The sequence below is a fragment of the Shigella sp. FC1967 genome (assembly GCF_001743005.1).
GTDB lineage: Bacteria > Pseudomonadota > Gammaproteobacteria > Enterobacterales > Enterobacteriaceae > Proteus.
The window spans coordinates 1-11,100 of record NZ_MIIZ01000088.1 but is presented as its reverse complement, the minus strand read 5'-3'; the positions used below and the strand labels follow the sequence as shown (position 1 = coordinate 11,100).

Genomic DNA, 11,100 nt, shown 5'->3' with positions numbered 1-11,100 from the left:
AGGATTTATCTTTTTTGTTATGACTTCATTATTTACTCTTTATTAATCACAAATGCGAGCATAAATAGCAAACAAAATAGTGTTTAGGCAATATATAGCACTGTTTATCAAAAAAATCTCGACTATCCTGCTAGGAAAAAGAAGGATATCAAAATAGTTTAATGAAAATTAAATATCATCTTATAACATGATAGGTATAAATAATTCATCCAATTAACCGATAACACAGTAGTATGGATTTTACTCATTCAAGTCGGAGTGCTTGTTTATTTTGAAGATCCATCACGGAAACTTGATATTCAATGTATTGGATATTATTGGTGGTTGATAGGAAGAATGAGGTCACTAATGTCAAAGATTTATCCCATCTCTCAAATTATTGGGCATAAAATTCGTAAACAACGCCAGCAACTTCGCTTGTCAGCAAAGGTTGTCGCTGAACGAGTCGGTATTAGCCAACAACAATTTTCACGTTATGAGAATGGGCTATGTAAGATTGATGTTGATATGCTCTTTCATATTGCACAAGAGCTAAAAGTGACTCCTGCATTTTTCCTGCCACCAAATGAAGAGCGAGTTTCTGCTGTGGCGCTGACACACTCCAAACAGTTTTGGAGTGCTCAAAGTCAAATTTAATCCTTTTAGAGAGTGCTATTTGACACTCATATGCGACGAGCTGAAGGTAAAAATCCAGAGCGTTATATCAAACCTTTTGGTGGTGGATATGACTTTGTGTTACCCGGTATATCTCAAGAAGGCGACATTCTGGCAAAAGGACTATTTGATTAATCAATACACGATGTTAGGCACATTGCTTTTCCTGCAAAAGTGCCTAAATAAGTTCTTTAACCATTAACGGGAAAAATGCGCCATTTTTGCTTTCAATGCATTGCCTAACTGCATTTGTCTTTCTGGTTCAATAAATCCCATCGTCAATACTGCCGCCACCATTTCCCCTTTTTTATTCAGTACAGGACATGAAATAGATTGTGCGCCAGGAATTCCCTCAGCCGGTTCATGGCGAATAGCAAAACCTTGTTGGCGAATGGTATCCTTCTGCTTTTGTGATAAATCTGCTTCAATTATTAAATCACTGAAGGTAGCAAAAATAGCCCCCGCAGCACTGACTTTATGAGGCACAGGCGTATCCGGCAAAAAATCGATATCAACATGTTTAAAGCTACGGTTGTAACGCGTTAAAAACAGTTGATTACCTTGTGATATCACCAATCCCGTAGACATATTATGTTCATCTCTAAACTCACATAATAGTTGATTAATTTCATCTATCATGGATTGCGGTTTTGGTGTCGCCTGCGCTAAAAAAAGAATTTTACTCCCTAAGCAATACTGACTCCCTTCACTCTCTTGATATAACATTTCTGAGCGACAAAGTGAGACTAAATACTTATGTAAGCGACTTTTTGAAAGCGAACAGGCTTTTGCAATATCTGACGATCGGGCAATACCTCCATTCGAAGCAATAAATTCCAGAATGGTAATAGCGATATCAACCGAGTTAACTCCTTGAGAATTCTGCATTTATTTTTCCCACACCTATCCGTTACTTACTTTGTTTTATGACGATATCCCATTATTCTTTTTTTGTCATCTTTACTAGATTATTTCACTAAAACCTTATTTTAAATGGGGCTTTTTTAATCATTTTCTATCGATTATTTTCTTTGTCTATTTTTAGATGATCTAACTCAATGTTAACTATATATGAATTGGGTTTATATATAGTTAACCTTTCTTGTGCGTGAGAATGTCTATGTCTAAAGATAACAAATGGGAATTAAATAGAAGAACATTGTTAAAAGGAATGGGCGCCATTGGCGTGGCTGCACTTTCTCCTAACGCGTTCAGTCTAGTTAATGAAAATAACCCCATATTTAACCAGAAACCACGGATAAAATTATCCGAATATAAAACGTTTCGTTCAACCTGTGCGATGGAATGTTTGCACTGTAACCTAACAGCTTTTACACATCAGGGGAAATTGATCAAAGTCGAAGCCTCTGAAGGCTTTAATGTAAAATGCTGTTTGCGTGGAATGAGTCGAACCAAGTGGGTATACCATAAAGATCGTCTCACCACACCTTTATTACGGGTTGGCGAAAAAGGAAAAGCTGAATTCAAACCAATCAGCTGGGATGAAGCGCTTGATCTTATCGAAAAAAACATCAGAGAAACCATTGATAAATTTGGTAATGAGGGGTTATTTATCTCCACTCATGCGGGTAATATGGACTCGATTAAAAATGATATGGGTAAAGCGTTTTTCGATTATTTAGGAGGCTCAACAAAACAAGCTGGCTCTTTATGCTGTTCCGCTGTAACAGCGGCGATGATCCCAATGGTGGGTCTACGCTATGCGGATACTCGCGATACAGTAAAAGATAGTCGCTATATTCTTTGTTGGGGTAATAACCCAGCAGTCACTATGCAAGCCTATTTTAAAAATTACAACCAAGCTCGCCGAAATGGCGCCAGAATGGTGGTAATTGATCCTCGTTTTAATGAAACTGCGGCTAAAGCAGATGAGTGGATCCCTATTGTACCCGGTACAGATACTGCGCTTGCATTAGGTATGATCAAAATTATCATTGAAGAAAATCTCACTGATAAGCCTTTTTTACGAGCACATACAGGTGCCGTTTATCTTGTAAACTCACAACAAAAGCTATTACGTCAATCTGATGATGATCAAGATAGCTATCTGGTTTTTGATACCTTAAGCCAGCAACTTGTTCACCATGAGAAACCGAATATTGTTCCTGCGTTAACTCATGATGAACTACCTGCTAATGCAGATTATGTCACTGTCTTTGAACAAATTTATCAGCAAGCACAGCCTTGGACTGTCGAAAAGACCAGTCAAGAAACAGATATTCCTAACGAAACGATCATTCGTTTGGCTCGCGATTATGCCACAACCAAACCCGCTATGATTGTGCAAAATATGTCAGGCGCTCAACGGACAGAGTTCGGTGCTTATGTCGCAGCCAGCCAATTTTATCTAGCCTTATTAAACTGGCAATATTGGTAAAAAAAGGCGCAGGTATTTGTGACGCAGGTGGTGCTCGTCAAATGGCAAAATTTAGCCCGATTATTCCACCAGCGCCTAATGCCAAACCTATCAAGCCTATCCCTGTTGCAAAAGTGGGGGATTGGATTGTCAATGAAAGACCCCATCCAATTAACTTTTGGTGGATCATGACAATGGGGGTGATGACGCAACTTCCTAATACAAATATGGTGCGTAACGCACTGAAAAAAGTTCCTTTTGTTGTTGTCGCTGATAACTTGATGTCATCTACAGCACTTTATGCTGACCTTGTGCTTCCTGTTACCACTATTTTTGAAGATACCAGCTTAATGGCGGGTGTTCGTAGTCAATATGTACAATTGATGGAAAAAGCCGTTGAACCACCAGGAGAAGCAAAACCTGATTATTGGATCTTTGCTCGTCTTGCTGAGCGTTTTGGCTTTGGTGACGTCTTTAATCAACCCATAGAACACTACATTGATGCTTGCCTCAAGGGATCTGGAATTACTCGTGCAATGCTTGAAAAAGGCCCAGTGCGTCCAGTTGAAGGTGATTGGATCCCATTTAAAGATGGTATCTTCCGTACTTCAACGAAAAAAGCACACTTCTTTATTGAAGAGTGGCAAAGCAAAAATTTCTCACCGATTGTCACCTATTATCCAGTAAAAGAATCCGCAAAAGGCTCACCTGAACTCGCCAAAAAGTATCCTCTTATGGCGGTACAGCGCAAACTTGCCCGTAGTGTTCACTCGAGTCACGGTATGAATGAGTGGATCTTAGAAGTGCAGCGCAATCAACCCAATATTCTTATCCATCCTAATGATGCCTTAGCTCGAGGTATTAAAGATGGTGAATGGGCTATCGCATTTAATGATCGCGGTGAACACCGCGCTATTGCGGTTGTAACCACTCATATTAAGCAAGGTGTTGTGTCATTAGATAACGGTTGGTGGGAGCAACAAGGTGGAAGCAGTAGCCATGTTACCAACGATCACGTAGAGCCTTTAGGCAATGGTCATTGCTGTAATAGTACCTTAGTTAACGTAAGACGGGAGGCATGATCATGGCGAAAAAACAGTATGGTTTTCTGATAAACACCAAAGATTGCTATGGTTGCCGCACCTGCTCGATGGCATGTAAATCTGAAAATGTCACACCACCTGGTGTGCTATGGCGTCGTGTTCGTGAATTTAATGAAGATCAACCTAATGCACAAGCTTTTATTACCATGTCTTGTAACCATTGTGATGATCCACAATGCCTGAAAGTCTGCCCTGCTGATACTTATACCAAACGTGAGGATGGTATTGTCGTACAAGATCATGACAAATGTATTGGTTGCCAAATGTGTATTATGGCTTGCCCTTATAATGCGCCTGTTTATGATCCCGTTGAAGGCAAAACCAGCAAATGCAACATGTGTGCTGATAGACTAGATGAAGGCTTGAAACCACGTTGCGTAGAATCTTGCCCTACAAGTGCTATCGAATTTGGTGAAATTGAAGATTTACGTAAAAAACATACGACAAATTGGGCTTTATTAGAAAAACGCTATGGCGTTCCTGATCACACCATCAGTCATCCTAATATTGTCATTATTGGTATGGAGGATTAATTATGCATGATTATCAATTGCCACTAGTCCTGTTTACAGTAATGAGTCAATGGGGTATTGGTGCGATATTAGCTTTTTCACTGTATCAATGGCAAAACCAGACTCAAAAAGTTGCAATACTAAATACCAAAGCATTAAGAACGACCATTGCATTGATTTGGCTAATTGAAGTTGTAGGATCATCAATGTCAATGGGGCACTTAGGTGATCCGCTTGGTGCTTATCGTTCTGTATTAGGTCTTGCTCACTCTTGGTTAAGCCGTGAGGCAATTGCCTTCGTTATGCTTAATGGGTTGGTTTCATTATGGGCATTAGCGAGTTGGATACAGCCTCATGCTATTCGCCGTAATAGTTTGATTGGGTTATTTTGTGGTGTGATTGGTTTACCCGTTATTTTGGTTACAGCACAAATCTATTATCAAATGCAGGCTCACCCACTTTGGCATACACCCGCAACACAAATTAGCTTTATTGGTACCGCGTTGTTACTTGGTTTTGGATCGATGATCCCTTGGTTACGTTTACAAGGTAAAACCATTAGCAATTCATTAAAGATAGGAACGTTAATCGGCGTATTATTGGTACTTGTAGGATTAGTGATAAGAGCACAAGTACCCAATGCCGATGTAGCAAGTCTATTATTATGGTGGCAAGTTATTGCGAGTCTGATGATAGGTATTTGTATTATTACGCTGTCTCATAGTGCTTCATTTAGCAAAACCGCGCTCTCTATTCTCGCTATTTTGATGCTTTTTAGTGGCGAAATCACAGGCAGAATGTTGTTCTATGGCAATGTAATGGCACAAGCACCTTGGTTTTAAGCATGTTATTCCTCTGAGTTAAATAGCCACGCTAATACGCCTATTTAACTCAGATCCATTGATTATATTCCACTTGATATTTTTTGTTTACCTTAACATTACCTTTAATTTTGCCCCCGAATTTATTCGGGGTATTTTTTTATCTCATCCAATATGATTGATTTTTACTTTATCAATACTCTTTTTTATCTTTGATGAAATAATCATCTGGCTATCTTTATCAATAATAGGCAAAATTAGCATTAATGATTTCGCATAATCCCCTGTTTACTATTATAAAAGAGAGCGCTTCGCATGACTGGATTAATTATTACCATCGCGTTACTAGGTCTTATTTTTTATTATTACAACCGTATTATCTCTATGCGTGAAGCGGTTATCTCAAGTGAAACTGAAATTTCAGTGCAATTAGATCGTCGTGGAAAAGTGTTTGATAGTCTATTAGCCACCGTTAAAAAATATCTCAGCCATGAGTCTGAAGTCTTTACTAAAATCACTGAATTAAGAACACAAACTCAGAGTACAAATGCCAAAGAAGCCAAAGCGGCTGAAGATGAGTTATCTAAAATTGTCTCAAGTGGTGCCATTAATGTTGCGGTTGAAAATTACCCTGAATTAAAATCCGACACTATTATGGCAAATTTACAAGAAGAGATTGTTTCGACAGAAAATAAACTCTCTTTTGCAAAACGCGGTTACAATCGAACTTTAGAGCAATACCGTGCTTTTATCGCCTCTATTCCTGCAGTATTTATCGTCAAGATCTTCCCAAGCCTCGTTATTGATAAAGAGTACTGGCGTCTTGATGAAGGAACGATTAAAACAGAAGAAGCGCGCCGCATTAATTTTGATTAATTTTATAGTGATACAAAATATTTATTACTTTTAGATTGATAAAAACAGCACTTAACGGTGCTGTTTGGAGTCACTAATGGATTTCAGAAATGTTCTACGAAAAAATGCTATTCGAACTCGTTTTGTTATAGCAACTTATTTACTCTTAATGCTTATGATCGGTTTGCTGGTGGATACGGCTATCGGAGCAAATCCTTATTTAGATCTTACCGAGAATATGTGGGCATTTCTGACGTTCCAATCGCTTCCCATTGCTTCATTAATTATTCTCGCTATCTCCATTTTATTGCTTATCTTTATTCATTTTAAAGGGCATAAAATCATGCTAACGGGCATGAATGCGCGATTAATTAGCCCAAACGACACCTTAAATGCACAAGAACGCCAACTCCTTAATATTGTTGAAGAGCTTAGCTTAAGTGCAACACTCGGCTATATTCCTAAACTCTATCTGCTTGATACACCAGAAGCGAATGCCTTTGCCGCGGGTTGGTCTGAGAAAAATGCCTTTATTGGTGTAACAACAGGCTTATTACATCGCCTGAATCGCCAAGAAGTACAAGCTGTATTAGCGCATGAAACAGGACATATTATTCATGGTGATTCACGACTGACCTTATATGTTGGCATATTAGCGAACGTTATTCTGACGGTAACAAATATCTTTGGGAGTCGTTTATATATTGCCTCAGGCAACCGTAGCGGTAAAAGTAATGATGCAGCAAGCAAAGCGCGACTCATTTTAATTATTCTCAACTTAGTTTTGCCAATCATTACACAGGTGCTCTATTTCTATTTATCCCGCACCCGTGAATATATGGCAGATGCTGCTGCGGTTGATTTAACTCAAGATAATCAAGCGATGATTAATGCATTAAAGAAAATTTCAGCACAACATGACACTGAAAATTTTGAAGATGGTTCAACAGGACGTGCTTATCGTAAAGCGGCATTTATTTTTAATAAAGGAGATTCGTTTTTCTCAACACATCCTTCCATTGAAAATAGGATCGCCGTACTAGAAGGTCGAAAGACGTTTTAATTCAATTTGATACAGTAAAAAAGAAAAAAGCGTTTGTATCAGTTTATCGATATGGCTCAAACGCTTTTTTAGTTCTTAGTTCTTAGTTCTTAGCAACAATCCGATTAACGATTTTTTTCACCGTGATGGAAAATAGCCGTGCGTAAACGCTCTTGCTGCTCATAACGCAGTGGAAATTCAATCGTTTTATCTTTACCTAACTCCACTAAAAGTTCATTCATGGTTTGAATACTGGTTGTAGCAATAGCATCATCAACCTGTTTAACCATTTCGTCATAATGAGACATCGTGATCTCCTTTTTCTCATAAAAATCTTAACTGCTATCATATTACAAGAAAGCGTATTTCTATATTTTTTAGTCGCACAAAGTATGACTAAATTGAGTTAAGTGGCTTATTTTTTGTTTCTTGCCCCAATAACATCACCGCTAATATTCCAATCACAATCGAAAAACTGAAAATCAGAAATATTGAACTTATTTCAAATTGATATTGAACCAAATATCCCACCATTAACGGCCCTAATATTCCACCAATACGCCCTATTGCGGTTGCTGTTCCAGCACCCGTTGTCCGAATTCCATCGGGGTATTGTTCTGGCGTATAAGCATATAAAGCTCCCCAAGCCCCCAAATTAAAGAACGATAACAACATACCGAAAATAAGTAATGTTGCGGTAGAATCAGCCACACTGAAATAATAAGCACTAATAGCTGTACCCGCTAAATAAGTGACGAGAACAAATTTTCGACCATACCGTTCAATTAACCACGCGGCTGTAAAATAGCCAGGCAACTGGGCTAATGTCATGATAAGCACATATTGAAAGCTTTTAATTAAGCTAAAGCCTTTTAACATAGCGACACTTGGCAACCATAAGAAAATACCGTAATAAGAGAAAACAACACAGAACCATAAGATCCACAACATTAGTGTTGAGCGACGGTATTGTGGAGACCATATTAATGCCATTGATTGGCGGATCGATAAACGTGTTTTTTTCTGTAAAATATGCGATGAAGTGGGTTCAGGTAGTTTTGAACGTAAATAGAGAGCATATACTGCAGGTAATGCACTTAATAGCATAGCCATACGCCAGCCATAATCAGGAATAATAAAATAAGCAATTAACGCAGCAATTAACCAGCCGACAGCCCAAAAACTCTCTAATAAAACAACTATACGGCCTCGTTCATGGGTTTCAACACTTTCACTGACAAGGGTCGACGCAACAGGTAATTCGCCACCTAATCCCATTCCAATAAAAAAGCGTAAAACAAGTACCACCATCAAAGAGCTTGCTAATGCCGTTAACCCACAACCTAAGCTAAACAGCAACAATGTAAAAATAAAGACGGGTTTACGCCCTTTTCTATCCGCCATAATACCAAACACAAATGCGCCAACAGCCATACCAATTGAATTTATACTGCCAATCCAACCCAATTGTGATGCCGTCAACCCCCAATCCTCTTTTAATGCCGAGAGTAAGAATGCAAGTAATCCCACATCCATTGCATCAAAAGTCCAGCCCATACCTGCAATACATAAAAGTTTATTACGAGAGATTGCCTTAGGTGCTTTACCTGTTTGGCTTGCCGTTGTCATTACATTTCCTTTTTATCCCCTGCCAAAGTGTTTAGTATACTAAACAAGAAAATTGACTTTGTTAATACCCAAGCGTAAATTTAAAGAAAAATTAACATTTGTGCTGAAAAAACAGTTAAAAAAATCGTATCTCTAATTAAGATACCGATTTCAACTTTTTATCTCTTTCTCTTTTGTTTTTTTGATTAGCTTCTTAAACCGCGACCTTTCTCAATTAAATACCATGCAATAACATAAAACACCGCAATGAAAAGACACAGAACACTAATCGTCACTGTTAAAGAGACATCCGTAATACCCAGAAAACCGTAACGGAAACCGCTGATCATATACACAATAGGGTTTAACTTAGACACGCCTTGCCAAAATTCAGGTAAGAGTGACAGTGAATAGAACACGCCCCCTAAATAGGTTAATGGCGTTAGAACAAACGTCGGGATGATGCTGATATCATCAAAGGTTTTCGCAAAAATCGCATTTAATAATCCAGCGAGAGAAAACACAATTGAGGTCATCAATAATGTCACCACCACCATTGTCCAAGAGTGTATCTCTAGTGGTACAAAAAATAGCGAAACCAGTGTGACCAATATTCCAACACAAATACCACGCGCTACACCCCCACCGACAAAACCCGCGATAACAACATGGGTCGGTACTGGCGATACTAATAATTCTTCAATACTACGTTGGAATTTAGCACCAAAAAATGAAGATGAGACATTAGCATATGAGTTTGTGATCACCGCCATCATAATCAGACCGGGGACAATAAACTGCATATAATCAACGCCTCCCATATCCCCAATACGCTTACCAATTAAATTACCGAAAATAACAAAATAGAGCGACATCGTAATAACGGGAGGAATTAAAGTTTGTACCCAAATACGCCCAAAACGGGTCACTTCTTTAATCCAAATCGTCTTGAGGGCTACCCAATACAACTGAATCATTCCCTCTCTCCTTCTACTTCTGTATGATCTTCATTAACTAAGTGCACAAATAACTCCTCAAGACGGTTAGCTTTATTACGCATACTTAAGACTTGAATACCTTGCGCATTTAGTTGAGCAAATACACTGTTTAGTCCTTGCTCTCTTTTAACATCAACTTCTAATGTTGATGTATCAACCAAACGATATTGATAATTTTGTAACTCAGGTAGTGGGCTTTTTGACGCTAAATCTAAAATAAAGGTTTCAGACTCTAATTTACTTAATAGCCCCTTCATACTGGTATTTTCAACCAACTCACCACGTTGAATAATACCAATATTCCGACACAGCATTTCGGCTTCTTCTAAATAGTGTGTGGTGAGAATAATCGTCGTGCCTTCAGCATTTAATTGTTTTAAAAACGTCCACATAGAGCGACGTAATTCAATATCAACACCCGCGGTAGGTTCATCAAGAATAAGTAATTTAGGTTGGTGCATTAATGCACGCGCAATCATTAAACGGCGCTTCATCCCCCCAGATAAAAAACGCGCTCTGTCGTCACGTTTTTCCCATAAATCAAGCTGGGTCAAATAAGTTTCAGCACGTTCTAACGCTAATTTACGTGGGACACCATAATAACCCGCTTGATTGAGAACAATTTGTAAAACGGTTTCAAAAGGGTTGAAATTGAATTCTTGTGGTACTAATCCTAATTGACGTTTTGCATTAACCATATCGGTATCGGTGTCATAACCAAACACTTTAACTTTACCGCTACTCTTATTAACCAAAGAGCTAATAATACCAATTGTGGTCGATTTGCCTGCGCCATTAGGTCCTAATAAAGCATAAAAATCGCCAGCCTCAACGGTGAGATTAATTCCTTTTAGTGCTTTTACACCATTGTGATAAGTTTTCGTTAACTCCGTTAACTCCAATGCATACGTCATAAGTGGGAATTACCTTTTATCAACAGCATTATTCAGCATTAACTGAGCTGAAAATCAGAAAATAAGCTTAGTTCAAAGAATAAAATGGAATAAGTTATTCTAGAGAATATTCAATAGCAAATAAACCGTTTTAGCGCTTATGACACAAACGAATAAATAAATATTTTTTAACTATTGTCAATAATAAAGAATAAGAGATGAAGAGAGCTGTAAATT

Annotated in this window: 11 protein-coding genes and 1 pseudogene; 7 read left to right on the top strand and 5 right to left on the bottom strand. The window is 38.3% G+C overall.

What is annotated here, in order from left to right:
- Positions 1 to 348 precede the first annotated feature (348 nt).
- Complete coding sequence (locus BHE89_RS00715) at positions 349 to 636, top strand: helix-turn-helix domain-containing protein (protein ID WP_069368519.1); 288 nt, start codon at positions 349 to 351, stop codon at positions 634 to 636.
- A 30-nt stretch (positions 637 to 666) separates the two neighbouring features.
- Positions 667 to 789: a hypothetical protein gene (locus tag BHE89_RS24575; RefSeq protein WP_286138898.1), complete on the top strand. Its 123-nt coding sequence runs from the start codon at positions 667 to 669 to the stop codon at positions 787 to 789.
- A gap of 63 nt (positions 790 to 852) precedes the next feature.
- Here the strand turns inward: BHE89_RS24575 and BHE89_RS00710 are convergent, their stop codons facing one another.
- A complete protein-coding gene (locus BHE89_RS00710; RefSeq protein ID WP_069368520.1) occupies positions 853 to 1,542 on the bottom strand; it encodes an IclR family transcriptional regulator in 690 nt (229 codons plus the stop codon).
- A gap of 232 nt (positions 1,543 to 1,774) precedes the next feature.
- Here BHE89_RS00710 and BHE89_RS00705 point away from each other — a divergent pair.
- The 5 genes and pseudogenes from BHE89_RS00705 to htpX all read left to right on the top strand — a co-directional run bounded on the left by BHE89_RS00705 (position 1,775) and on the right by htpX (position 7,385).
- Positions 1,775 to 4,113: pseudogene (locus BHE89_RS00705) on the top strand (molybdopterin-containing oxidoreductase family protein).
- A gap of 2 nt (positions 4,114 to 4,115) precedes the next feature.
- Complete coding sequence (locus BHE89_RS00700; RefSeq protein ID WP_069368522.1) at positions 4,116 to 4,667, top strand: 4Fe-4S dicluster domain-containing protein; 552 nt, start codon at positions 4,116 to 4,118, stop codon at positions 4,665 to 4,667.
- A gap of 2 nt (positions 4,668 to 4,669) precedes the next feature.
- Positions 4,670 to 5,488 (top strand): dimethyl sulfoxide reductase anchor subunit family protein, encoded by an 819-nt coding sequence (locus BHE89_RS00695; protein WP_069368523.1) that lies wholly within the window; start codon positions 4,670 to 4,672, stop codon positions 5,486 to 5,488.
- 294 nt (positions 5,489 to 5,782) lie between these two features.
- Positions 5,783 to 6,343, top strand: coding sequence for a LemA family protein (locus tag BHE89_RS00690; protein ID WP_069368524.1), 561 nt, complete (start codon positions 5,783 to 5,785; stop codon positions 6,341 to 6,343).
- 76 nt (positions 6,344 to 6,419) lie between these two features.
- Positions 6,420 to 7,385, top strand: a complete 966-nt coding sequence (gene htpX, locus BHE89_RS00685; RefSeq protein ID WP_069368525.1) for a zinc metalloprotease HtpX — start codon at positions 6,420 to 6,422, stop codon at positions 7,383 to 7,385.
- Between the two features lie 104 nt (positions 7,386 to 7,489).
- On the opposite strand, the gene BHE89_RS00680 is transcribed toward htpX, so the two are convergent.
- From BHE89_RS00680 to BHE89_RS00665, 4 genes are all read right to left on the bottom strand, one after another.
- Positions 7,490 to 7,672 carry a DUF2526 family protein gene (locus tag BHE89_RS00680; protein WP_069368526.1) on the bottom strand — a complete coding sequence of 61 codons (183 nt, stop codon included), beginning with the start codon at positions 7,670 to 7,672 and terminating at the stop codon, positions 7,490 to 7,492.
- 88 nt (positions 7,673 to 7,760) lie between these two features.
- Complete coding sequence (locus tag BHE89_RS00675) at positions 7,761 to 8,993, bottom strand: MFS transporter (protein ID WP_069368527.1); 1,233 nt, start codon at positions 8,991 to 8,993, stop codon at positions 7,761 to 7,763.
- 185 nt (positions 8,994 to 9,178) lie between these two features.
- Complete coding sequence (locus tag BHE89_RS00670) at positions 9,179 to 9,949, bottom strand: ABC transporter permease (protein ID WP_069368528.1); 771 nt, start codon at positions 9,947 to 9,949, stop codon at positions 9,179 to 9,181.
- Positions 9,946 to 10,884 carry an ABC transporter ATP-binding protein gene (locus tag BHE89_RS00665; RefSeq protein WP_069368529.1) on the bottom strand — a complete coding sequence of 313 codons (939 nt, stop codon included), beginning with the start codon at positions 10,882 to 10,884 and terminating at the stop codon, positions 9,946 to 9,948. Before BHE89_RS00665 ends, BHE89_RS00670 begins: the two co-directional genes overlap by 4 nt.
- Between the last annotated feature and the right edge of the window lie 216 nt (positions 10,885 to 11,100).